Here is a 23,927-nt window from a genome sequence, read left to right as displayed (position 1 = left end):
CCTATCTCCAAGCCATGAAGATAGAGAACATCGCACATGAATAGCAGCCAGTCGCAAATTCGCGCGCACGCAGTCAGCAAAGTCCCGCAGATCACGCTGGGCTTCTGGATCATCAAGATCGCCGCCACGACGCTTGGCGAAACGGGCGGCGATTGGGTAACCATGTCGCTCAAATTGGGTTATCTGATCGGCACCGGAATATTTGCGGTGATTTTCATCGGGCTGGTCGCCGGGCAGATCAGGGCCGAGCGGTTCAATGCCGCGCTCTATTGGGCGACGATCGTTGCAACGACCACGCTCGGTACCACGTTGGCCGACTTCTTCGATCGCTCAGTGGGAGTCGGCTATCCGGGCGGTGTAGCCATCGTCTTCGCGCTTCTGCTGGCGAGCTTGGGCGTCTGGTACAAATCGGAAGGGACGGTGGCGGTGCAGAGCGTGACCACGCCCAAAGCCGAGTGGTTTTACTGGGTGACGATCCTCTTTTCGCAGACCCTGGGTACCGCGTTGGGCGATTGGGTGGCGGGATCGGACGAAGGCGGTCTGGGGCTCGGCTATGAGTACGGCGCGTTGATTTTCGGTGCGGGCCTGCTGATCGTCGGCGCGCTCTATTACTGGTCGCGCCTGTCGCGGACCGCCATTTTCTGGGCGGCGTTCATCCTGACGCGTCCGCTCGGCGCAACCTTGGGGGACTTGCTCGACAAGCCCATTTCTCAAGGCGGGCTCGAGATCAGCCGGCTCTATGCGTCGGTGGTTCTGGTTTCGTTCATGGCACTTTGCGTGGTCTTGTTACCGCAGCGCCCTGCCGGGCGAGCGATACGGTAGCGGGCGGCAAGTGGCTACGGAGCTTCGGGTTTAGCCATTGCATGCCCGCTTTTGCGGCGACCACGACGCGCAGATCGAACGGTCAAGCAGCGCCAATGCCGTCGCTGATTCCGCGCGGGTACGAACACCATCGGCAGCCAAACGGGCGACCTCCGCATGCTGGAGCGCCGCCCTCACGCCACTGAAGCCGAAGAAAAGAATAAAAGGCACGCCGCTCTGCGTACTCGAGACCCTTCCCACGGTGGGGCTTAATCGCCCTTTGCTCGCCAAAGCCGGATAGGCCGGAGCCGCCTCGCACGTGGCGCCATCACCTCCGAAAGCCATTCGAATCCCAACGTAAAGCTTTCAAAAGGCAAAAGCCTTTGCTACCATCGCGCCTCATGAATGCGAATCACTCGCATTTACAACCGAAGGGCGCTTGCTCGCTGGTAGACATGAAGAATCAAAAAAACACACGCCCAACAGGGCTCACGCTCCATCGTCCCATGCAGATTGCGGTTTGGCTGGCCTTCGCCGGCGCCGCGCAATCGGCCTTCGCGCAGAGCGCCGCCAGCGGGGAAGCCGCGGCGCCGGCCGCTGGTTCAAGTGTCACCACGTCGGCTACGCCGCCGGCTGGCGGCGGCGAGCAGGCGCTACCGGCCGTCAACGTCAACGCGGCTGCCCAGACGGATTCGCCGATGCACTTGAGCATACCCGTGGCGGTCGGTGCGCTCGGCACGCGTTCGCAGCTCGACACGCCGTTTTCGACCACTGTCGTGACCGGCGAAGAACTCGCCGACCGCCAGGCGAACAAGCTCGGCGAGGTGTTCGCGGTCGACTCATCGGTCACCGACAACAGCAACGCATATAGCGCGTGGGCCACGTACATCTCGATTCGCGGCCTGCCGATCGACTGGCAGAACGGCTTTCGTATCGACGGCAATCCGTTCATCTCGTACGGCATCACGATGCCTTATGAAAACCTCGAACGCGTCGAATTGCTGAAGGGCCTTGGCGGTTTCATGTACGGCTTCGTGCAGCCGGGCGGCGTTGTCAACTACGTGACGAAGAAGCCGGCGTACCAGCCGGTGACGAGCGTGTCGGCCGGCTACCGGATGGACAGCGTGTTCAGCCAGCACGTCGACCTGAGCCGGCGTTTCGGTCCGGACGACATGTTCGGCGCGCGCATCAACTACACGCACGAGGCGGGCAAGACTTACAACGCGGGCGACATCAATCGCAATTCGCTGGCGGTGTCGCTCGACGGCCGCCTCACACGCGACCTCGACGTCTACTTCGACGCGATCTACCAGCAAAGCCGCTCGAGCGGCCAGACCCCGGCGATCTACACGGGCAGCTATACGGGCACGAGCCTGCCCGCGACGATCAGCGGCGGCACCAATCTGCTCGGCGGCACCGATCAGCATCTGAACACGAATTTGCAGTTGTACACGGCGGGCGTCAGGTATCAGATCACGCCGGACTGGTCGTTCAACACGTCGGCGAGCTACAGCAAATCGGCGCGCGACCGCAACGAAAGCACCCTGACGCTGCTGAACCAGGCGGGCGACTACACCGACAGCCGCTGGAACGGCGATGAAGGCCACCAGGACATCTACTGGCAGGGCGTATTCGAAGGCAAGGTGAAGACCGGCGTCTTCACGCATCAACTGGCGCTCGGCGCGTCGTGGCAATACCAGACGAACGACTACAGCGCCGTTTCGTACTACTTCACGCTGGGCGCCGGCAACCTGTATCAGCCGAACCCGTGGCGCTATTATTCCGGCGCCGGTCTCGACAAATATCGCGCGAACGAGATCACGCAGAAGGCGCTGTTCGCGAGCGACACGATCCAGCTGACGGATCGCTGGTCGCTGCTCGCGGGCCTGCGCTACACGAACTACGATCAGCAGTCGTTCAACGTCAACGGCTCGCTCGCGTCGTCGTACGGGCAGAACGGCGTGCTGACGCCGACCGCCGCGCTGATGTACAAGCTCGAGCCGCACACCACGCTTTACGCGAGCTACGTGGAGTCGCTCGAGCAAGGCGCGATGGTGGCCGACATCTACGCGAACGGCGGCGCGCTGCTGCGGCCGCTGCGCTCGCGTCAGTACGAGATCGGCATCAAGAGCGAGCATGAGCGCTGGAGCGCGACCACCGCGCTGTTCCGCATCGAACGCGGGGCCGCGTACGCGAACAGCCAGAATGTCTACGTGCAGGACGGCAACTCGATCTACCAGGGTCTCGAAGCGGGCGGCAGCGTGCGCCTCGGCCGCAACTGGCAGGTGACCGGCAACCTGATGCTGCTCGACACCTGGTACGCGAAGGGACAGGCCTATAACGGCAACCGCGTGGCCGGAGCGCCGCAGTTCGTCGCCGCCGGCCGCGTGACCTACGACGTGCCCGCCGTGCCGGGCCTGCAGGTCGGCGCGGACGCGAAGTACACGGGCAGCACGAAGGTGCGTCCTGCCGGCAACCTGGAGACGAGCGGCTACGTGATCGTGAACGTCGGAGCGAACTATATGACGCGCATCGGTGGGCACGACGTGACGCTGCGTGCGGCGATCGACAACGTCACGAATCGCCGCTACTGGATGTTTCAGTACTCGGACTACATCGCGCCGGGCGATCCGCGCATGGTCAGCCTGAACGCGAAGATCGATTTCTGATTCGAGTTGCGCGGTTGCGTGGTTTCGCGGGCCGTGGCGGGCTCACTGCGCACCGCTGGCGCGCATGGCCCGGTATTCCCGCTGCACGATATCCATCAGTTCCGCGACCGAAGTCAGCGCGCTCTGTTGCTCATAGGTCACGCGGCCTCGCTGCATCAACATGATGCGATCCGCGATACCGAGCGTCTGCGCATAGTTGTGCATGATCATGATGATCGACAGGCCGCCCTTTTCCTTCAAGCGCATCAGCAGGTCGATGATGAGCCCGGCCTCGCGCGCGCCCATCGCGGCGAGCGGCTCGTCGAGCAGCAGGATCTTCGCGTTCGAATGCACGGCGCGCGCCACGGCGATCGCCTGGCGCTGGCCGCCCGATAGACGCTCGACGGGCAAATCCACCGAAGGCACGTGTACGCCGATGTCGTCGAGGCATTGCGCCGCGCGCTCGCGCATCTGCTTGTGGTCGAGCAGCCTGAACGGTCCGCGCCGCACGATTTCGCGGTTCAGGAACATGTTGTGATAAATGCTCAGCGAATTCGCGAGCGCAAGATCCTGGTACACGCATTCGATGCCGAGCGAACGCGCATGATCGACCGAGCGCAACAGCGTCTCCTCGCCGTCGATGTGGAGCGTGCCGCTCGTTTGCTGATGAAAGCCCGTGAGGATCTTCACGAGCGTGGACTTGCCCGCGCCGTTGTCGCCGAGTATGCCGAGAATCTCGCCCTTGCCGAGCGTGAGGGAGACGCCGTCGAGCGCCGTCACCGCGCCGAAGCGTTTGACGAGGCTGTCGCCGCGCAGCGCGAGCGGGGCGTTTGCCGCGCTGCTCGCCGCGGCCGTGGCATTCACGCCGACGGAGGAGGTTTGCGATTGGTCCATCAGCTTCCACCCTTGCGGCGAATGCGCCCGACGTGGATGTTGAAGATCATCGCCGCCAGAATCGCGGCGCCAAGAATGATGTTGAACGTAAACGCGTTGATGCCGATCAGCGTAAAGCCGTCGTTCAGAATGCCGAGCACCGCCGCGCCGATGAGCCCACCCACGATGGTGCCCGAGCCGCCCGTCAGCGGCGTGCCGCCGATCACGGCGGCGGCCACCGCGAGGAACATGATCTGGTTGCCGCCCGCTTGCGGGTCGATCGAGGTAATGCGAAAGGCTTCGAGCATACCGGTGAAACCTGCGAGCACCGCGGCAAGAATGAAGTTGCCGAGGCGCAGCCGCCTCACGTGAATGCCGGCCTCGCTCGCGCCGAGTGGATTCGCTCCCGCGGCCTGCGTATGCAGGCCCCAGCGCGTATGACGCAACAGCACGTGCATCGCGAATGCGATCACCAGGGTCCAGATGATCTCGCTGTAGCCCCACGCGCCCATGAACCCGGCGAACGTGGGCGACCCCGGCGTGGGGGCGGGGGTGCCGCGCGAGATCGTGAGCGTGATGCCGTTGATCAGAAAGAGTGTGCCGAGCGTCGTGACGAACGAGGGCAGCCGCAGCCACACCGTCACCGCGCCGTTCACGAAGCCGACCACTCCCGCCGCCACGAGCCCCGCGATCACGGCGAGCCACATAGGCGCGCCCGCGTCATTCGCGAACACCATCATGAATGGCGCGAACGCGAACACCATGCCCGCCGACAGATCGATGTCGCCGCCGATCATCAGCATGATTTCGCCGAACGCGATGATCGCCACCGGCGCGATGAACTGCGACAGGTTAACGAGGCTCGCGTTGGTGAGCAGGAAGTCGTGGTTCGCGAATTCGAAGTAGGCGGCCAGCAATACGGCCACGAGCAGGATGCGCAGCTCGGCCGCCCATTGGGACGCGAATGAAACGCCCGCGCGCCGGGGCGCGCGGACCGTTTCGGTGTTGCTGGTCTGGTTCACTGTATTCATCAGGCTTTGATTGCACCGGACCTCGGCACGATTTGCTGCTTATCGGTTTTACCTTCGAAGCGCGTCGAGGTATTGAGGTACGGCTCGACGTTTTCCTTGGTCACGAATTTCAGGCCGGTGTTGATTTCGGCTGGTCCGACGAGGCCGCCCGAGCTGAGGAACACGAACGCCTGCATCACCGTATAGAAACCCTGGACGTAGGGCTGCTGATCGATGGTGAAGTCGAGGAAGCCTTCGTGGATCAGCTGGATGGTGGTGGGCAGCAGGTCGAAGCCGCCGCCATGCACGCCCTTCGACGGCAGGTTCGATTCCTTCATCACCTGCGCGACGCCTTGCGTGCTGCCAGCATCCACCGCGAACATGCCCTTCAGGTCCTGGTGGCCCAGGTAGAACGATTTGATCTTCGACAGCTCCTCGTTGACGGTCGCGCCGGTGGCCACGGTCTGGATGTCGATCTTCTTGCCGGACTTCTTGATGGCATCGCTCGCACCGTCGAGACGCGGCTGGATGTTGAGCTGCCCAGGCGTGGCAATGAACAGCGCGACCATGCCGCTGTCGATCAGGCTCACGATGCGCTCGCCCATCTGGTAGCCCGACTGGTACAGGTCCTGGCCGATATAGGCGAGGCGCGGATTCTTCTTGCCGCGCGGCGCGTCGGCGTTATAGGAGAACACCGGAATGCCGGCGTCGAGCGCGGCCTGGATCGGCTTGTCGAAAGCGCTCGGATCGACGATCGGCACCGCGATGGCGTCGGCCTTCGCGGCAATCGCCGAGTTCACCGCGCGGACCATTTCGCCGGCGTCGGAGGTCGCCGAGCCGGTCCATTGATAATCCATGTTGAGCAGGCCGCAGGCATCCTGAATGCCGTACTGCGTGGGCACGAAGAACGGGTTGGTGGTGACGTGATTGACGAACACGATCTTCCATTTCTTGTGCGACGGAAAAGCCGACTCCGCCGCCTGCGCGCTGCCGATCAACCCGCCTGCGCCGCCTAGCGCACCCATCAGCGAAAGCGCCGCGCCGAGTCCGGCGCCCTGCATCAGCCCCCGCCGCGTCGTGCTGATACCGCTACCGCCGTGTTCCTGATCGTCATCCCGTTGCTGTGCCATCTCATCCTCCGGTTCTTGTCTTCGTTGGTCGATGTGGTCGACGTTGCGTCGATCGTGTGCAGATGCTGGACGGCACCGGGAGTGCGCTGCGCAGCGCGAGACTTTGGCGTGGCGACGTGCAACCCCGATTCGGAGGCGCTCGATACGCGCCGTGCGGTACCGCAAAAATGTTAGTGCAGTGCGGTTGCACCGCCTAATCCATGTATACCCGTAACTATTCCGAAGATTGGGATTGCCGGCTAAGAACGCATGAATAGGGGCGGCCGGCGGCCGCGAATGACGGGGTCCGCTGCTTCCGATAGACCTGCGAAAGCGCGGCGTGGCAACGCGTGGCGCACTGCAGCAGAAAAGACCCGAACGGCACGGCGCCGGTCACGATGCGTGTTTACCACGAACGGTTGGTCGCTCGGATCGGCGCGGTTCAGCCAGACGAGATCAGGCAGGAGCCTGTAATGCGCGTGTTGGCGCAGCTTCACGATGCGCGGCGCTCAAAGCTCCCCGCCCGCCAACACCGTTGCCACATGCGCACGCAAGGTCGGCAACACTTCACATTCGAACCACGGATTGCGCTTGAACCACGCGATATTGCGCGGCGACGGATGCGGCAGCGGCATCAGATGCGGTCCAAACTCGGTCCATCTGACGAGCGTATCGGTCAAGGTCGGGCCAAACGCGTCGCCGAGGCCAAAGCGCTGCGCGTATTGCCCGATCAGCAGCGTCAATTTCACCGAGCGCATTTGCGCGAGCAACTCGCGATGCCAGCGGCCGGCGCACTCGGGGCGAGGCGGCAGGTCGCCGCTCGCGCCGCGACCCGGAAAACAGAAGCCCATCGGTACGAGAGCGAATTTCGAAGCGTCGTAGAAGGTCGTGTCGTCGACGCCGAGCCACGTGCGCAGACGCGCGCCGCTCGCGTCGCTCCACGGCACGCCCGACGCATGCACGCGCGCGCCTGGCGCCTGCCCGATGATCAGGATGCGCGCCCGCGCGGACGCGGCGAGCACGGGGCGGGGCGCGTGCGGCAGCACGGGTGCGCACAGCGTGCAGGAGCGGATATCTTGAAGCAGCGTGTCGAGCGACGTGTCGTGTTGCGACGGACGTTTGGTGGTAACAGCCATAAAGCGGTGCGGGGTGACTGACGTGCAGTCGTGTCGTGGGTCGGCTCAGTTCTGCGCCTGAGCCGGATAGATGAGCGTGCCGTCGGCCTGGGGCTCGGCGCCCGGTGTCATCGTGGCGGCGTTCGTGTGATGCGCGTCCATGATGTGCAGCACGGTTTCGTCGTGCATCAGCAGATAGTCGGTAATGATACGCCGGTGGCAACGCCACCAGACCGCTTCCGAGCACATGATCGCGCAGCGCTGCCGATGACCGAGCGTCAGCAGTTGCGCCAGTCCTTCGCGGAACGCGTCGCTCATTGCATAGTCGGCATAGTTGCGAAAGGCCGGATGGGTCCAGTAAGCGTTCGGCGATGGCGCATCGTCCTTGCGTTTGCCGCGGCGTCCGCCGAGTGCGGCGAGATGCACGTAGTCGATGTGTTCCGGCGCGAGCGAGGCGGGCAGCGTGTCGCGATTGAACTGCGGGTTGGTCCGCGAGCGCGGGATACTGCGCACGTCGACGAGCAGGGCAATCTGCTCGCCTTTCAGTAGATCGACGAATTCCTGCAACGGATGCGTCGAGTGGCCGATCGTGAAAAAAGGGCGTTTCGCTTTCATGCGTGCCTCGCCGACGCTGATAGCCGCGACGACAGATTTACAACGTGTGACGCGGTAACGTCAACCGCGGCTCGATTCAGATGCCGCATGTCCCATGCCTGACGAGCCGGGTAGCCATCATTCCGGTATCGAGTGCAACCTTGCTCCCGCGAGTCAGAGTTGCAACAATGCACCCGCGACGGCGCCCGCGCGGCCCGCAGTCGCCTCCGCATTTTCTTTCGACCAGCTTGCACCATGACCGACGGCCTGCCCAATCCCCAACGTGCGTTTGCGTACCTCGCGATCGCCATCGCGATGACGATGTCGGTGCTCGACACCTCGATCGTCAACGTCGCGCTGCCCACCATCAGCAACGACCTCGCGGTATCGCCCGCGAACGCGATCTGGGTCGTCAACGCGTATCAGCTGGCGATCACGGTGTCCTTGCTGCCGCTTGCCGTGCTCGGCGACAGCCGTGGCTACAAGCGGGTCTACTGCTACGGACTCGCGCTTTTCACGCTGGCGTCGTTCGCCTGCGCGAATGCGCACACGCTGCTGGTGCTGGCGGTCGCCCGCGTGTTTCAGGGCTTCGGCGCGGCCGGCATCATGAGCGTGAATATCGCGCTGGTGCGCTTCATCTTTCCGAAGGCGCGGCTGGGCGTCGGCGTCGGTTTGTCGTCGCTGGTGGTGGCCGTTTCGTCGGCGGCGGGGCCGAGTATCGCGTCGGCGATTCTGTCGGTCGCGCACTGGCAGTGGCTGTTCCTCGTCAACGTGCCGCTCGGCGTGCTGGCGCTGTCGATCGGTGCGCGCACGTTGCCCGCGACGCCGACCTCGGGCGCTCGCCTGAGCGGCCTGAGCGTCGTGCTCAACGCGCTCAGCTTCGGGCTGCTGATCTCCGGTCTGGCGGCTTTCAACCAGGCCGGCGCGACGCAGCGCGCCGCCGTGATGGTCGCGGTCGCACTGGTGGTCGGCGTGCTGTTCGTGCGACGCGAAAACCGGCTCGCGACGCCGATGCTGCCCATCGACCTGCTGCGCATGCCGGTGTTTTCATTGTCGATGGCGACGTCGATCTGCTCGTTCGCGGCGCAGACGATGGCGTACATCGTGCTGCCGTTCTACTTCGAGCAGACGCTGAAGCTGTCGGAAACACAGACCGGCTTGCTGATGACGCCGTGGCCGCTCGTGACCGCGTTGATCGCGCCGGTCGCGGGCCGGCTGTCCGACCGGATGCAGCCGGGACGCCTCAGCAGCATCGGGCTCGTCGTGTTCGGCTGCGGTCTCGCGATGCTGTGCCAACTCGGCGAGACGGCGACGCGTTTCGACATCGTGTGGCGGCTCGCGGTCTGCGGCCTCGGCTTCGGCATCTTTCAGTCGCCGAACAATCGCGTGATCATCGGCAGCGCGCCACGGCATCGCAGCGGCGGCGCGTCCGGCCTGCAATCGATGGGACGTCTGCTCGGCCAGTCGAGCGGCGCGGTGGTGGTGTCCGTCGTATTCGGGCTCGTGCATGGCCGGCATCTCACGCTGATTGCCGGCATCGCAGCGGCGCTGGCGTTGATCGCCGCCTGCGTGAGTTCGGTGCGGCGTATGACGGAGCACAGCGACGCGCCGCAGGAGCAACCGACCACGCCGACGCGGCCGGTCTCCGAGCGTTGACGCGAGTGCGGCGTCGTTGCGCCGCCCGTGCGTCTAGGCGAGATTCGACGGCGCCGCCTTCAGCACGTCGACGTGTTTCGGAATCAGGCCGAGATCGAGGAAGGTGTCGGCGATCTGTTGCTGCTCGCCGAGAATCGCGCGGGTGATCGGCTGCGTGCCGAACTGCTGACGCCGCACCGCCACGTCCACGACCTGCTTCGGCAGACCCCATAGCTGCGCGAGTTCGCTCGCGAGTTGATCCTTGTTCCGCTGGCCCCACTGATCGACCTTGTCGAGTTCTTCGATCAGGATCCGGATCACCTCGGGATTGTTCGCCGCATAACTCTGCGACGAAAAATAGAAGGCGCGATTGCCGACCACGCCGCTTGCATCGGCAAGCACGCGAGCGCCGAGCGATTGCTCCGCCGCGGCGAAGAACGGATCCCAGATGACCCACGCGTCGATCGACGCGCGCTCGAACGCGGCGCGTGCATCGGCCGGCGCGAGGAACACCAGTTTCACATCGCCGTATTGCAGGCCATGCTGACGCAGCAGCTTGACGAGAAAATAGTGGACGTTGCTGCCTTTGTTGAGCGCGATCCGTTTGCCCTTCAGGTCCGCGACCGAACGGATCGTCGATTGCGGCGGCACCAGCACGGCTTCCGACTGCGGCCGCTTGACGGTCGACGCCACATAGACCAACGGGGCGCCGGCGGCCTGCGCGAAGATCGGCGGCGCTTCGCCGACGTCGCCGAAATCGATCGAGCCGACGTTCAGTGCTTCCAGTTGCACGGGGCCCGCCGCGAACTCGGTCCACGTCACCGATACGTTCAGCGGAGCGAGCCGCTTTTCGAGCGTACCGCGGCCCTTCAACAGATTCAGATAGCCCTTCTGGTTGCCGATGCGAAGTGTGCGCGCGTTGCCTTGCGCGAACGAAAGCGGTGCCGCCGCGGCCGCTGCGGCGCCGAGAGAAAGTTTCAGGAAGGTACGGCGATCGTGAAGCGTGCGGGTATTGGACATGACGGGCGATACGATCAGGAGGGCAATGAAGAAGGCGGGATGCGCGGCGGCCGAAGCGCCGCCGCTCGTGTCGTGCGTTGCGCGTGCGTTTCGTGCGTCGCGCGTGCGTCGGCTCAGTGCTGGGGCGCGCCATCCCATGCCGGCAGCGTGGCGCCGTGATAGACGGTCAGGATCGCCGAAGCGACGTTGGCCTGCTGGTAGCTGTCGACGATCGTCTTTACCCACGCCGCGTTCGCGTCTTTCGCGTTGACCGCGATGAAGTTGCGATACGGGTTGCCCGGCACCTTCTCCTGCGCGATGCGTTCCTGCGGAATCTTGATGCCCGCTTTGATCGCCCAGTCGGTATTGACGACGGCCGCGTCGAGGTCGCCGATCGCACGGCCGACGATGCCCGCGTCGAGTTCCTTGATCTGGATGTGCTTCGGATTGTCCGCGATGTCGCGCGCGGTCGGCAGCAGACCGACGTCCGGGCGCAGCCTGATCAGTCCGTTCGCCTGCAGCAGAAGCAGCGCGCGGCCTTCGTTGCTGGGATCGTTCGGCACGCCGATCGTCGCGTTCTGCGGCAGCGCCGCGACTGACGTTACTTTGCGCGAGTAGAGACCGATCGGCTGCACGTAGGTATAGCCGACGGGCACGATCTGATAGTGGCGCGCCGCAATTTGCGCGTCGAGATAAGGCTTGTGCTGGAACGAGTTCGCATCGAGGTCGTGTTCCGCGAGCGCTTCGTTAGGCTGCGTATAGTCGGAGAACGTCGTGATCTTGACGGTGATGCCCTGCCTGGCGGCATTAGCCGCGACCGCGCGCCACACGTCTTCGTCCTCGCCGGACATGATGCCGACGCGCACTGTTTGTCCCGCCGCGAGCGCCGGTTGCGCGCTGACGATGCCGCATGCAACGAGAACAGAGAAGAGTGCGGTCCTGAGTGCTTGGGTCGTAGTCATGTTTTGAAAGCGATCGAAGTGAAGGTCCGGAGATCGTAGAGAGGCCTTCGTTAGCGCACAAATAATATCGAGCACTATCGTTATCGCGATTGAGTGCAAGCGGCGGGATGAGGTGCAAAGCGCTTCCGGGAATAAGCTAAGTGCAATTCGACGCCATTCCTGAGGGCGTACAAATATTGCGGATAGGGATATGCGCGGCCGAGCTTTGCGGACCGCGTGAACAGACTCTTGCCGCGGTTCAGTTCGCCGCGCTGGAATGAAGCGAGCCGCAGTGAGGTTTGCGGACGCTGGATCGTGCGAATACCCGCTGGCGCGGGTTTCGTTTCAAGGGGTGTGCTGGAACAAAGGTGCGGTCTCGAGCGCGTCGTCCATCAATTGGCGCATCAAGCCTGCGGCGGCAACAGCGCCGCAAGCAGCCGGCGCAACTGCGCCAATTCGCTCGCCGACAGTCGTTCAGTGAGAATGCGCTCGACCTGCTCGACGCGCGGCCGCAACGCAGAGAGCTGCTTCTTACCGGCAGCGGTGAGAAACAGCACATAACTGCGCTTGTCGACAGGATCGTCGGCGCGCTCGATCAGGCCGTTGCGCACCATGCGCGCAACGAGATCGGCAATCGTCGAACGATCCACATCGAGTTTGTCTCCAAGTTGCCGCTGACTGACGCCGGGAGTCTCGTGCAAGACCTCGAGCGCGGCGTACTGCACGCTCGTGATCTCCGTGGAAACCTCGCTCAGCCAGACCGCTGCATGGCGCTGTTGGGCACGGCGCACCAGGCTGCCAGTAAATTTGGGGAGCGCGCCGGCGTCTTCAGGTTTGATCGGCAATTTCGGAGTGTCGGATTTCGTGGTGGTTTAACGCACGCGAAAGATGGGCCGGAAGAAGGCGTTCAACTCCGCGTACGCATTCAAGGGGAGAACATGGGCCACGTATTGATCGGGACGCACCACGACGAGTGCGCCTTGTTCGCGATCGATGCCGCGCTCGTCGAAGATATCAGTCGTTGCGTCGCTCGTAAATGCCTTTTCGTAGTCGATCAGGCCGTGCCGACCCTTGCGCGGCAGCAGCAGCGTGGGCAGCGAGTCGAGCCGGACTTCGCGATGCGGTTGCTGCAGCACTGCGCGCAGATCGAGAACGCTGTCCACGTCGGCGTCGTTCGGCGTGAAGAGTCGCAAAACGGAATCGGGCGACTGGTTGAGATGCTCGCAGAGCGCATCCAGCGCACGGCGCGACGAGTCGGCGAAAGCGTACAGGCGCCAGCGGCCGTCAGCTTGGGCGGCATGCCCGAGATGGAACGGCTTTGCATCGGCGAGGCGAACCACCGGCGACGAGTGAAAGCGCGTGCCGATCGCGAAGCCTTTGGCGAGCGCCTGATGCGTCGCTTCACCGGTCAGGGTGGCCGGGCGGTAGCGCGTTGCGACGCCAGCCGTGTAGCGGCCCGCACGAACGAAGTACGCCTGAAGCTCGGCGGGATCGACGCCGCCCGCCTCGGGCCGGTGGGGGTCCTTCGGCGGAGCGGCCATCATCGCCGACCATTCCTTGTCGAAATCGATCAGTTCCTGCGCGATGGGTTGGCGCTCGTCCGAATAGGTGCGGAGCAGATCGGCGTCGCTACGTCCCTCCAGCACGGCGCCGAGCTTCCAGCCGAGATTGAAGCCGTCCTGCATCGACACGTTCATGCCCTGGCCGGCTTTCGCGCTATGCGTATGGCACGCATCGCCCGCGATGAACACGCGAGGTTCGCGCGAAGTGCCGTCGGCGGCGATGGCGTCGTCGAAGCGGTCGGTGAGGCGCTGCCCGACCTCGTAGACCGAGAACCACGCCACTTCTTTCACGTCGAGCGTATAGGGGTGGAGGATGCGCTGCGCCGTCTCGATGATGCGCTCGACCGTGATCTGCTTGATGCTGTCGCGGTTCTCCGGGGTGACATCGCCGAGGTCGACGTAGAAGCGCACGAGATATCCGCCCTCACGCGGAATGATCAGCAGGTTGCCCTTGCTCGCGGACTGGATCGCCGCTTTGAGCCGGATGTCCGGAAAGTCGCTAACGGCCAGCGCATCCATCACGCCCCACGCATGATTGGCCGCGTCGCCGCGCAGCGTTTGTCCGATAGCGGTGCGCACCCGGCTGCGAGCACCGTCGCAACCGACGACATAGCGCGCACGCACGGTCACGGTCTCGTCGAGCCGCTCGGGGTCGGTACGCCGCAGCGTGACCAGCACCGGGTATTCGTTCGTATCGTCGCGCTGAAGGTCGACGATTTCGAGGCCGTAGTCAGGTTCGATCCGGCGCGCGGAGCGGCGCATCACGTCTAGCAGATATTCCTGGATGCGCGCCTGATTGACGATGACGTGCGGAAATTCGGAAAGACCTGTTTCGGTGTCCTGAACTCGACCGGTACGACTGATCGCGCCGCGGTCGTTTGCATCGGGTCGCCAGAATACCGTTTCGTTGACCCAGTAGGCTTCTTGCAGCAGGCGATCACTGAGGCCGAACGCATTGAACATTTCGACGGTACGGCACGCGACGCCATCGGCTTGTCCCATCTGCAGCGGTCCGTCGCGACGCTCGACGATGCGCGTGTTGATCCCCGGGAATTTCGACAGTTGCGCCGCCAGCACGAGTCCCGCGGGGCCGCTGCCGACGATGAGCACGTCGACGGTTTCGGGCATTTGCGCAGCATGCGGGTTGCTGATGGCGGGTTCGATTGTGGGATCGCCGACCCGGAAACCGTTGAGATGGAATTGCATGACGTCGTCCTCCGTTCAGTAGATATCCTGCTGAACGGAAATATACTCCGTACACCAACCATTTTAAAGCGCTTTGTGCGTGGATGGATGTTTACCCTGGTTTGGGAGTGCTCTGGTGGACTTGTGGGAATGGCGGTCGAAGCCTGGTCAACGTATGTCGTCGTTTCCGTCGAGAGCGAATGATCTAGCGACCGTGCCAACCACCCCCATGGCCGCCCCAGTAGCCGCCAACGCCGATGCCGAGGCTCACGGACGGCGCGACGTAATACCCGGGAGCATAGCCATAGGTGGGCGCTGGCTCATAACCGTAGCCATAGCTGGGCGGCGGGGCGACGACGCAGCCCGCCATGCTCACCGATACGATGATTGCAAGAAGTAGTCTGGACATGATCGTTTTCCTCCGATCACCGAAGATCCGCAAGATTCGGTCCAGACGCCTTCCGTCACCACGTAGACAGCACTCATTCGTTGGCGGCGAATTGATGGAAAGCGGGAGCTTCGCCGGAAAGCCGATGCTGTTCCGGTACGCGATCCGATAAACCGCTACTCGCGCCCATTCCGATTGCGTGTCACCGTCGCGCGGCGTCGCCTTTAACGCCCACCATCAACGCAACCCCACTAACCACAAGCAGACCCGCAAGCAGATAGATGGCGAGATCCATACTCCCCGTCATCGTACGAATTTGCCCGATCACCCACGGACTAACGATCCCGCTCGTAATGCCGATGCTGCTAATAAACGCAATCCCCGAAGCAGCCGCTTTCCCCGACAGATAGCTGGTAGGAACCGCCCAGAAAATCGGCAGCGCCGCAAAGATCAACACTGCGGCAAGAGACAAAATAGCCAGAATCGCAGGAAAGCTGCTCAGATGCAGCGTAAGCGCCGCAAGCGCGAGACCACCACCCACCGTACAGAACGCGAAATGCTTGCGCCGTTCCCCGGTCCGATCCGAGCGGCGCGCAATCAGAATCAGACCGACCGCGCCGATCGCATTCGGCACCACCGTATAGAGACTCACCGCCACGACATCCTGAACGCCGAAATCACGGATCATCAACGGCATCCAGAAGTTGAGCGTCAGCGATGCACAGGTCAGCGAAAAATAAATGAACGCGAACAGATAAACACGCGGATTGAGCAACGCGGCAGCAAAGCTGCGACTATCATGCCCGCTTGCTTTCGCCTGACCTTGCGCGCAAAGCGCGACGACCCGGTCCTTTTCCGCTTGCGTGAGCCAGCTTGCATCGTGCGGCTTGTCGACCAGATAACGCCACGAGAGCAAACCCAGGATCACAGCGGGCGCGCCTTCGATCGCAAACATCCACTGCCAGCCGAACAGGCTCAGCACGCCGCTCATGTCGCGCATGATCCACCCGGAGAACAGTCCGCCGAGCACGCCCGCGACCGCCACGCCCGCGAAAAACACCGAGATCACGGCGGCGCGCCGGCTGTCGGGAAACCAGTACGTCAGATACAGCACGATGCCGGGGAAAAAGCCCGCCTCGAACACGCCCAGCATGAAGCGCAGGATGTAAAAGTGCGCGGGCTTCGACACGAACATCATGCACATCGACGCAATGCCCCACAGCAGCATGATCCGCATGAAGGTTTTGCGCGCGCCGTATTTGGCCAGCAGAATATTGCTCGGCACTTCGCACAAAACATAGCCGACGTAGAACACCGCCGCGCCGAGTCCATACATCGCATCGCTGAAGCCGAGATCGTGCTTCATCTGCAACTGCGCGAAGCCGATGTTGATCCGATCCAGAAACGACACGACGTAGCAAAGAAACAGAAACGGCACGATACGCCACGCGACTTTCCTGAACATCGAATCGTCGCTCGCGACGGGCGTGGTATGGCCTACGGCGTTGCCATCGAGGGAATGCTGCATGTCTCGCTCCAGGTGCGGAGCGCGCCTGTGCGAAGACGAGCGCGCCCGAGGCGTCTAGCGCGCCTTCATGGTTTGAACGGGAAGAAGGAAAGACCGGACGGTCTTTCCTGAGAGTGCGGGGTCGATCAGATCAGTTCTGCAGCGCGTCCCACATTTCCTTGTCGCGCTGCGCGGTCCAGATGCGCGGATGGCTGATACCGCTTGCTTCGTCGTACGCTCGCGACACGTCGAACGGCAGGCAATGCTCATAAATGAAGACCTGGCCGAACTTCGGGTCCATGGTCTTGCGCGTGAGCGCCATCGCGCCTTTCAGATCGAGCTTGTCCTTGAATGCGTCGCGACCCGCCTGCAACAGCGTGGTGACGAAGTCTTTCGTGTAGTCGAGGCCCTTGTTCACTTCCGCGGGCGACAGCAGCGCGGGACCGCGCCCAGGCACCAGCTTCTCCGCGTTCAGCGCGCGCAATGCTTCGAGCGTTGCCGGCCATTGTTCGAGTTGCGCGTCGCCGCAGTAGCAGGCCGCGTCGTACTCGACCAGGTCGCCGGAGAACAACACCTTCTGCGACGGCAGCCAGACGACCGTGTCGCCCTTCGTGTGGCCGGAGCCGAGATGCGCGATGCGCACTTCGAGCTTGCCGAGAAACAGCGTCATTTCCTTTTCGAACACCAGCGTCGGCCAGGTCAAACCGGGCACCGTTTCGACGCCTGCAAAAAGGCGCGGGAAGCGTTCGATCTCCGACTTCATATCGGCTTCGCCACGCTCGACGATCATTTCGTAGGTGCCGCGGCTCGCGATCACCTGCTGCGCGCCTTCCTTGAAGTACGCCGACGCGCCCAGCACGCGCACCGCGTGATAGTGCGACAGCACGACGTATTTGATCGGCTTGTCGGTGACGCTGCGGATCTTCGCGATCAGGTCTTGCGCCATGGCCGGCGTGGCGGTGGTGTCGACGATCAGCACGCCGTCGTCGCCGATGATCACGCCCGAGTTAGGGTCGCCCTCGGCCGTGTACGCATACGCGTTTTCCGACAATTGGGTCCACGTGATCTTCTTTTCTTCCAGGTCGGCCTGGGATGCGAAAGCCTTCGCCATGTCTGTCTCCGTCTCACGACTCGTTGGGGGATGACTAATAGTCGTCGTCATGCGAATATTTGTCAATGACAAAATACCTTGTCATTCACTAAGCTAGGGTAAACTCCGCTGGTTGGTCGGCACGGTCCGATCGGATACCATTTAGGCCTTCCACGGGCGACACCGAACGGGGCGAATCTCGGCCGGGTCAAGGTTGCACAACACGATGGCTGATACGACAAGCGAAAAGAAACAGCGGGGCATTCAAAGCGTCGAGGTCGGCGGACGTCTGCTGCAGGCACTGGCGCGACAGCGCGAGCCGCTCGGGCTGACCGAACTGGCCGGCGCGGCGCAACTGTCGTCGGCGCAGGCGCATACGTATCTGGTGAGCCTGACACGCCTCGGCCTCGTCAAGCGCGACGCGCTAACCGGAAACTACGAGCCGGGGCCGCTGTCGTTGCGACTTGGCCTGATGCATATCGAACAGCAGGCGGTCTATCGCATCGCGGCACCCCATGCGGCCGCGCTCGCGGAGCAAATCGGTCTTTGCGTGGCGATCTGCGTGGCGGGCGTGCAGGGACCGACCATCGTGCGATACGAGCGCAGCGGTGCACCGCTGCATGTGAATCTGCACATCGGCACCGTGATGTCGCTCGAAGCAACCTCGACTGGCCGGGTCTTCTGCGCGTTCTGCGCGCCCGAGCAGGTTGCGGAAATGGCGCGCAGCCAGGCGCAGTCGGCCGAGTCGACGCCGGCCCGCGGCCGCGCTGCAAAAGGGCTGGCCAGCACGGAGTGGCGCAAACGCTTCGATGAGATCCGTGCTCGCGGCATCGAGCGAGGAATCGATGCGCCGAGCCCGGGCATCAGCAGTCTGAGCGTGCCGGTGTTCGATGGCGACCAACGAATGCAACTCGCGTTGACGGCGATCGGCTCGTCGGGCTCGATCGACGTCGCGTGGGATGGCGCGGTTGCACGTCAGTTGCTCGAAACGTCCCGACGTATCACCGAAGCGCTGGTCACCCCCACCTGAGAATCATGCAGATCGAAACCCCGGACGCCCCCGACGCGAACCCGCCTCAACTCAACGACACGAAAGCCCAGCGCGGGATCAGCGCGCTCGACAACACCGGCGAACTCCTGCTGGCACTCGTTGCCGCGGGCCGTCCGCTGTCGCTGCGTGATCTGGCCGCCGCCGCCGATATGCCCGCCGCCAAGGCGTTTCCGCATCTGGTGAGTCTGCTCAAGGTGGGCTTGCTGAGCCGCGACGACGCGGGTCTTTTCAGCGCCGGACCGCTCGGCATGGAACTCGGCCTGATCGCGTTGCAGCGCATGTCGCCGATTCGCGATGCCGAACCGGAGATCGTCACGCTCGCGGCGGAGTCCGGCATGAGCGTCGCGGTGGCGATTCTTGGACCGTTGGGTCCTACCGTGATCCGCTTCGAGGAATCGGCGCGACCGCAGCACGTGAGCCTGCGCGTGGGCACCGTGATGTCGCTCGTCAACACGGCGATAGGGCGCGTGTTCGCCGCGCATCTCGCAGACGACGTCCTGGTCGGGCTGTTGTCGCAGGAATCGATCCGGCTCGCGGGCGCGTCTGCTGTGGAAATGCTCGCGGCGCCGAAAAAAGGCGTGCCGTCGTTGGCGCCGGCCTATCAGGCACGCCGCGCGAAGGTGGTGAGCGACGGCATCGATGACGCACTCGATGCGCCGGTGCCGGGCATCGGCGCATTGGCGGCGCCCGTGTTCGATCACACGGGCAGCGTCAGTCTGGTGGTGGCGGTGATCGGCCCGTCGGGCGGGTTTGATTTCAGCACGCACGGCACGACCGCGCAGAGGCTGCTCGCCACGACACGACGGCTGTCGTGGCGGTTCGGCTGGATCGGGCGCTGATACCTTCGCTGGGCTCGAGTCACGCGGCGCGCGGTGGCTTGATCACGCAGGCTGCGGCGTCACACCCGCACGCGCCAGCGCGAGCGCTTCGAGCAGCACCTCGGCATCGCCGATGTGGTTCGCGAGCAGCAGCACGAGCTTCGCGTTCATGAAATGGCTTTGCTCGTCGGTCAGTCCGTTGTGCGCGTCGATGAGCTTTTCATAGAACGCGTCCGGATCGGCCATGTTCGTTTCGATGTTCAGCTTGGTCATGATGGTTATCCGTTGCAGGTTGCACGATCGACGGCCTTGGCGACCGATACGGTGTCGAGGACGCGCCAGCGCGCGCAGACGTGCTGGTCCGGACGCAGCAGATAAAACGTGCCGGGCCGCGCGTCGAAACGATGCGTGACGATGCCTTCGACGTCCTCGATCACCGTGACATGAGGCATGTCGGGCAGGGCGGTCGCGGCCGCGCCACGCGGCACGACGATCAACGAGTGAACCGGAACCGCGAGGCCTGCGAGCGCGCGGAGTTCATCGGCGCATTTCGTCAGGTCGTCTCCCTGGCCGCAGAAGTGCACACCCGTGAAGCCGCCATGTCCGATCTGATTCAGGAACCAGGCGTCTGCGCCATCGAGCTTGACCGGCGCGTCGGTGCTTGCCGCGCCGGGCACCATCGCGCCGCAGAACGCGTCGGCGTCGGGCGTGTTCAGCGGCGAGTCGCGCAGAACCGCCGGCACCGATAGCCGGCCGCTGTTGACGAGGCGCCGCGCGAACGGACATTCCTTCGCGAGCTTCAGCGTGGCATCGCGGAACATCCGCGACACCGCGCTTTTCGGCGTGATGAAGTCGGTGGCGCGCGATGAGTTCAGGATGTTTTCGTCCGCCGCATATTCGCGCTCGGAGGCATAGGTATCGAGCAGCGCAGGCGGCGCGTCGCCGTTGACGACGAGGCGCAGCTTCCAGGCGAGGTTGTCGGCGTCCTGCACGCCGCTATTCGCGCCGCGCGCGCCGAACGGCGATACGCCATGCGCCGAATCGCCCGCGAACAGCACGCGGCCATGCCGGAAACTGTCCATCCGCAAACACGAAAACGTGTAGACGCTGACCCATTCAAGCTCGAATTCGGCATCGTCGCCGAGCAGCGCTTTCACGCGCGGAATCACTTTTTCAGGCTGTTTTTCCGCGACCGGATCGGCGTCCCAGCCGAGCTGGAAATCGATGCGCCAGACGTTGTCGGGTTGCCTGTGCAGCAATACCGATTGATTGCGATGGAAGGGCGGATCGAACCAGAACCAGCGTTCGGTCGGAAACGGCGCCTTCATTTTCACGTCCGCGATCAGGAATCGGTCCTTGAAGGTGCGACCGTGGCTGTCGAGACCGAGTGCCTTGCGCACCGCGCTGCGCGCGCCGTCGGCGGCGACCACGTATTGCGCGCGCAGCGAATAAATGCCGTCCGGCGTTTCGACCTGCAACTCGACATGGTCGTCTTGCTGGGTCACACCGATCACATTGCTTTTCCAGCGCATCTGCAGATTCGCGGTTCGCTGCGCCTCGTCCGCCAGATAGCCTTCGACGTAGTACTGCTGCAGGTTGATGAACGCAGGCCGCGCGTGGCCCGTTTCGGGGAGCAGGTTGAAGGTATAGATCAGTTCATCCTGCAGGAACACCTTGCCGACGTTCCAGCTCACGCCTTTGTCGACCATCTGCTTGCCGCAGCCGAGCCGGTCGAAAATTTCCAGCGTTCGCTTCGCGAAACAGATCGCGCGCGAACCGCTCGACAGCGTGTCGTCGTTGTCGAGCAGCACGGTGCGAACGCCCTGCTGGGCCAGATCGATGGCCGCGGACAACCCTACCGGGCCGGCGCCGATCACGACGACCGGGTAGGTGACCGGTGCAACGGCATCGTGGTCGGCGGCTCGCTCGTAGTCGAACCGCATCGTTTGGTAGTCGATCTGCATGGCGTCTCCGGGTTCTGCGGGGTGTCTTAGATTAATCTATAGCAAGCATTGTTGCTCCTTGCTAATGTTTGCCATTCTATAAAGGTTTTTGGGCGATCGAATCTGTGTTTACCCTAGTGCCGACGTGTGCCGGCACCCTAAGAAGCGGGCCTGAGCGTTTAGCGCTGGTGATCAGTGAATGTGAGCAAAGACTATGAGAATCGATGTCGTCTGCAATTCACGGGGATGTCGCGACAGTAGTCGTCGGGTTGATCGAGGCCCGTAGCGTCTTAACGAAAGACTCAAACCTGCTGCGTCTTTATTCAATAGCCTAAGTACTTACCCTAGTGTGAAATGCTAACTCGTTGCCACGGGCACTCGCGGCACAATCTACGTTAGAAGGGTAAGAAATGAACTTGTCGATCAGAGCCGCTTTCGTCACCGCACTCGTCCTCGTACCGGCACTTGCGCTCGCCCAGTCGAGTGAGCCTCTCACGCGCGCGCAGGTTCGCGCGCAACTCATAGAACTCGAAAAGGCCGGCTACAACCCGTTCGCTGATTGTCCGGGGAATTGTCCGGGTAGTCTGCAACGTGCCCAAGCTGTCTTGGCGCATCAACAGGCCAACGCAAACGGCGCCTACGGCCCAGCGCTGGGCGGTACGGTACAGTCCGGCAAATGAGCTGTGATTGGCGTCGTCACGGCTGGACGCGCGTATCGACGAATCGATCGTTGCTGGCTGCGAGGCTGTTTCGAAAGCGTCGTTCGAAACGCGGCGGGAAGGGTTGATTCAGGCACTGACGGAGAAACGCTCGCGCAAAGCGGGCGTTCTGTTTTGCGGTTTTGCGACGGCGCTCTTAACCATCCGCTCAAGCGGAACGCCGAATTTCTCAATGGACCGGCGCGCGACGCGCTGGCAAAAATCCCGCTGCATTAAAAACACGCGAGACAACGCAACCCACCATCGGTGGCGTGAGTCGTGCACGACCACCGTCTCAACGCTCACCCGCCCGGCCCGCACGACGGCACGTCATCAAGAAAAATTGAAGTGGAGATGACCCGCGGTAGACGGGCACTTCGCAAGGTAATCAATGAAACTCGTGCATCAAATTCCGCTGGCGCTAGGCACGGCTTTGCTAGTCGCGGCGGGGGCGGGGCTCTTCGGCGTTTTCCAGATGAACGACGCCGCCAACACTTACGAGAATCTGATCGAAGTCGACGATGCGCAGGCACGCGAGGTCGACGATGCACTCGTTGCATTCAAGAACGAGGTGCAGAACGGCAAGGACATTCTGATTCGAGGCAAGGATCCTCGGCAATTCTCCAGATACTGGAGTGCATACCAGAAGTATGGGGAAGCGGCGCAGGCCATTACGGAAAGGCTCGCCCGCGATTTGCCGCCCGGTGAAGCCCGTTCGAAGATCGAGCGCTTCAACGTGCTTCACAAGTCGATGGAACAGGCGTTTCGCAAGGGACTCGAGCAGTTCGAGGCGGCGGGTTTCGACGTCGTCGTCGGCGATCGGGCGACCGACGGCATCGACCGCGACTCGGCGATCGTTCTGCGCGAATCAGGCGCCGCAATCGTCGCGCACACATCCGCGGCTATCGCACTCGCCAAAGCGAAGCAGAGGCGCGCGGTGATCGCGAGCATCAGCGTCATGGCGATCATCATCGTCGCAGGCCTCGCGATCGCCCTGAGCTTTTCGCGCGCGATTACCCGCAAGCTCGGCGGCGAACCCGACGATGCACGCGAAGCGGCCCGTCAGATTGCGCAGGGCAATCTCAATGTCGATCTGCGTTTGCGACCGGGGGACTCCGATAGCCTGATGGCCGCCATGCTGGAGATGACGACGGCGCTCACGCGGATCGTCAGACAGGTGCGTGCGAGCAGCGATGCGATTGCGACGGGGGCGACGCAGATCGCGTCGGGCAATGCCTATTTGAGCGAGCGCACCGAGGAGCAGGCGAGCGCACTCCAGCAAACGGCATCGTCGATGGAGCAGCTCAGCGCCACGGTCAGGCAGAACGCCGGGAATGCACTCGAAGCGAGTGAACTCGCGCTCGGCGCGTCGTCGATTGCCGCACAGGGCGGCAATGCGGTAGGCGCGGTCGTCGAAACCATGAAGGGCATCAACGCGAGCTCGCGCAAGATCGGCGACATCATCGGCATCGTCAACGAGATTGCCGCGCAGACCAATATCCTCGCGCTGAACGCCGCGGTCGAAGCGGCGCGCGCGGGCGAGCAGGGTCGCGGCTTCGCCGTCGTCGCAACAGCCGTGCGCGGCCTCGCGCAACGCAGTGCGCAAGCTGCTCGCGAGATACGGATGTTGATTGCGGCGAGTGTCGAGCGTGTTGATCAAGGCAGTGCATTCGTCCGCGAGGCCGGCGCGACGATGACGAACGTCGTCGAGGCGATCGGGCAGCTGCGCGGCATCGTCGATGAGATCAGCCTGGCGAGCGCGGAGCAAAGCACCGGCGTCGAGCAGGTGGGCGCCGCGGTCAGCCAGATGGATCAGGTCACGCAGCGCAATGCGGCGCTCGTCGAGGAAAGCGCCGCGGCGGCCGAGACGTTGAGGCAACAGGCCGCGCAGCTCGTCGACTGCGTCTCGCAGTTTCGGCTCTGAGCGGCTCCGACATGGAGTCGGTCTCGGAGGCCGTCC

The 23,927-nt window shown here is 63.3% G+C and carries 22 protein-coding genes; 8 read left to right on the top strand and 14 right to left on the bottom strand.

All coding sequences use genetic code 11. The features are described from left to right. Nucleotides 1–36: 36 nt before the first annotated feature. Nucleotides 37–822, top strand: a complete 786-nt coding sequence (locus tag L0U84_RS35295) for a COG4705 family protein (protein WP_233857270.1) — start codon at nt 37–39, stop codon at nt 820–822. A 485-nt stretch (nt 823–1,307) separates the two neighbouring features. Further along, nucleotides 1,308–3,470, top strand: a complete 2,163-nt coding sequence (locus L0U84_RS35290) for a TonB-dependent siderophore receptor (protein ID WP_233857268.1) — start codon at nt 1,308–1,310, stop codon at nt 3,468–3,470. Between the two features lie 42 nt (nt 3,471–3,512). Here L0U84_RS35290 and L0U84_RS35285 read toward each other — a convergent pair whose 3' ends face one another. The 5 genes from L0U84_RS35285 to L0U84_RS35265 form a co-directional block, all read right to left on the bottom strand. Next, nucleotides 3,513–4,343 carry an ATP-binding cassette domain-containing protein gene (locus L0U84_RS35285; protein WP_233857266.1) on the bottom strand — a complete coding sequence of 277 codons (831 nt, stop codon included), beginning with the start codon at nt 4,341–4,343 and terminating at the stop codon, nt 3,513–3,515. After that, nucleotides 4,343–5,353 (bottom strand): ABC transporter permease, encoded by a 1,011-nt coding sequence (locus tag L0U84_RS35280; protein ID WP_233857264.1) that lies wholly within the window; start codon nt 5,351–5,353, stop codon nt 4,343–4,345. The genes L0U84_RS35285 and L0U84_RS35280 overlap by 1 nt, the downstream gene beginning before the upstream one ends. Further along, entirely contained in the window at nt 5,353–6,462 is a 1,110-nt protein-coding gene (locus L0U84_RS35275; RefSeq protein WP_233857262.1) for a sugar ABC transporter substrate-binding protein, read from the bottom strand. Before L0U84_RS35275 ends, L0U84_RS35280 begins: the two co-directional genes overlap by 1 nt. Before the next feature lie 488 nt (nt 6,463–6,950). Next, nucleotides 6,951–7,577 carry a uracil-DNA glycosylase family protein gene (locus L0U84_RS35270; protein ID WP_233857260.1) on the bottom strand — a complete coding sequence of 209 codons (627 nt, stop codon included), beginning with the start codon at nt 7,575–7,577 and terminating at the stop codon, nt 6,951–6,953. A 45-nt stretch (nt 7,578–7,622) separates the two neighbouring features. After that, nucleotides 7,623–8,171: a DUF488 domain-containing protein gene (locus tag L0U84_RS35265; RefSeq protein ID WP_233857258.1), complete on the bottom strand. Its 549-nt coding sequence runs from the start codon at nt 8,169–8,171 to the stop codon at nt 7,623–7,625. Nucleotides 8,172–8,405: 234 nt separating this feature from the next. On the opposite strand from L0U84_RS35265, the gene L0U84_RS35260 reads away from it, so the two are divergent. After that, complete coding sequence (locus L0U84_RS35260) at nt 8,406–9,806, top strand: MFS transporter (RefSeq protein WP_233857256.1); 1,401 nt, start codon at nt 8,406–8,408, stop codon at nt 9,804–9,806. A gap of 33 nt (nt 9,807–9,839) precedes the next feature. Here the strand turns inward: L0U84_RS35260 and L0U84_RS35255 are convergent, their stop codons facing one another. The 7 genes from L0U84_RS35255 to L0U84_RS35225 form a co-directional block, all read right to left on the bottom strand. Beyond that, nucleotides 9,840–10,805, bottom strand: a complete 966-nt coding sequence (locus L0U84_RS35255; protein WP_233857254.1) for a sulfonate ABC transporter substrate-binding protein — start codon at nt 10,803–10,805, stop codon at nt 9,840–9,842. Nucleotides 10,806–10,918: 113 nt separating this feature from the next. After that, entirely contained in the window at nt 10,919–11,746 is an 828-nt protein-coding gene (locus L0U84_RS35250) for a MetQ/NlpA family ABC transporter substrate-binding protein (protein WP_233857252.1), read from the bottom strand. A 383-nt stretch (nt 11,747–12,129) separates the two neighbouring features. Continuing rightward, the gene (locus tag L0U84_RS35245; RefSeq protein ID WP_233857250.1) at nt 12,130–12,570 is read right to left on the bottom strand and encodes a MarR family winged helix-turn-helix transcriptional regulator; all 441 of its coding nucleotides are present in this window, start codon (nt 12,568–12,570) and stop codon (nt 12,130–12,132) included. 27 nt (nt 12,571–12,597) lie between these two features. Beyond that, the gene (locus L0U84_RS35240; protein ID WP_233857248.1) at nt 12,598–14,493 is read right to left on the bottom strand and encodes an FAD-binding monooxygenase; all 1,896 of its coding nucleotides are present in this window, start codon (nt 14,491–14,493) and stop codon (nt 12,598–12,600) included. Between the two features lie 184 nt (nt 14,494–14,677). Further along, nucleotides 14,678–14,881, bottom strand: coding sequence for a hypothetical protein (locus tag L0U84_RS35235; protein WP_233857246.1), 204 nt, complete (start codon nt 14,879–14,881; stop codon nt 14,678–14,680). 181 nt (nt 14,882–15,062) lie between these two features. Beyond that, entirely contained in the window at nt 15,063–16,388 is a 1,326-nt protein-coding gene (locus L0U84_RS35230; protein ID WP_233857244.1) for an MFS transporter, read from the bottom strand. Nucleotides 16,389–16,518: 130 nt separating this feature from the next. Further along, nucleotides 16,519–17,478, bottom strand: a complete 960-nt coding sequence (locus L0U84_RS35225) for an MBL fold metallo-hydrolase (protein ID WP_233857242.1) — start codon at nt 17,476–17,478, stop codon at nt 16,519–16,521. Nucleotides 17,479–17,683: 205 nt separating this feature from the next. On the opposite strand from L0U84_RS35225, the gene L0U84_RS35220 reads away from it, so the two are divergent. Beyond that, nucleotides 17,684–18,487: an IclR family transcriptional regulator gene (locus L0U84_RS35220; RefSeq protein WP_233857241.1), complete on the top strand. Its 804-nt coding sequence runs from the start codon at nt 17,684–17,686 to the stop codon at nt 18,485–18,487. A 5-nt stretch (nt 18,488–18,492) separates the two neighbouring features. Next, nucleotides 18,493–19,347, top strand: coding sequence for an IclR family transcriptional regulator (locus L0U84_RS35215; protein WP_233857239.1), 855 nt, complete (start codon nt 18,493–18,495; stop codon nt 19,345–19,347). 42 nt (nt 19,348–19,389) lie between these two features. Here L0U84_RS35215 and L0U84_RS35210 read toward each other — a convergent pair whose 3' ends face one another. Together L0U84_RS35210 and L0U84_RS35205 are read right to left on the bottom strand one after the other, a co-directional pair. Continuing rightward, nucleotides 19,390–19,599 (bottom strand): DUF2783 domain-containing protein, encoded by a 210-nt coding sequence (locus tag L0U84_RS35210; protein WP_233857237.1) that lies wholly within the window; start codon nt 19,597–19,599, stop codon nt 19,390–19,392. A gap of 5 nt (nt 19,600–19,604) precedes the next feature. Next, nucleotides 19,605–21,290, bottom strand: a complete 1,686-nt coding sequence (locus tag L0U84_RS35205; protein WP_233857235.1) for an FAD-dependent oxidoreductase — start codon at nt 21,288–21,290, stop codon at nt 19,605–19,607. Nucleotides 21,291–21,679: 389 nt separating this feature from the next. Between L0U84_RS35205 and L0U84_RS35200 the strand changes: the two genes are divergently transcribed. The 3 genes from L0U84_RS35200 to L0U84_RS44090 are packed head-to-tail and all read left to right on the top strand — an operon-like array spanning nt 21,680 to nt 23,891. Further along, a complete protein-coding gene (locus L0U84_RS35200) occupies nt 21,680–21,949 on the top strand; it encodes a DUF4148 domain-containing protein (protein WP_233857233.1) in 270 nt (89 codons plus the stop codon). A gap of 7 nt (nt 21,950–21,956) precedes the next feature. Continuing rightward, nucleotides 21,957–22,325: a hypothetical protein gene (locus L0U84_RS35195; protein WP_233857231.1), complete on the top strand. Its 369-nt coding sequence runs from the start codon at nt 21,957–21,959 to the stop codon at nt 22,323–22,325. 33 nt (nt 22,326–22,358) lie between these two features. Next, nucleotides 22,359–23,891: a methyl-accepting chemotaxis protein gene (locus L0U84_RS44090; protein WP_326491228.1), complete on the top strand. Its 1,533-nt coding sequence runs from the start codon at nt 22,359–22,361 to the stop codon at nt 23,889–23,891. The last annotated feature ends 36 nt before the right edge of the window (nt 23,892–23,927 follow it).

Source organism: Paraburkholderia sp. HD33-4 (assembly GCF_021390635.1).
Classification (GTDB): Bacteria; Pseudomonadota; Gammaproteobacteria; order Burkholderiales; family Burkholderiaceae; genus Paraburkholderia.
This window is presented reverse-complemented; position numbering and strand designations above follow the sequence as displayed.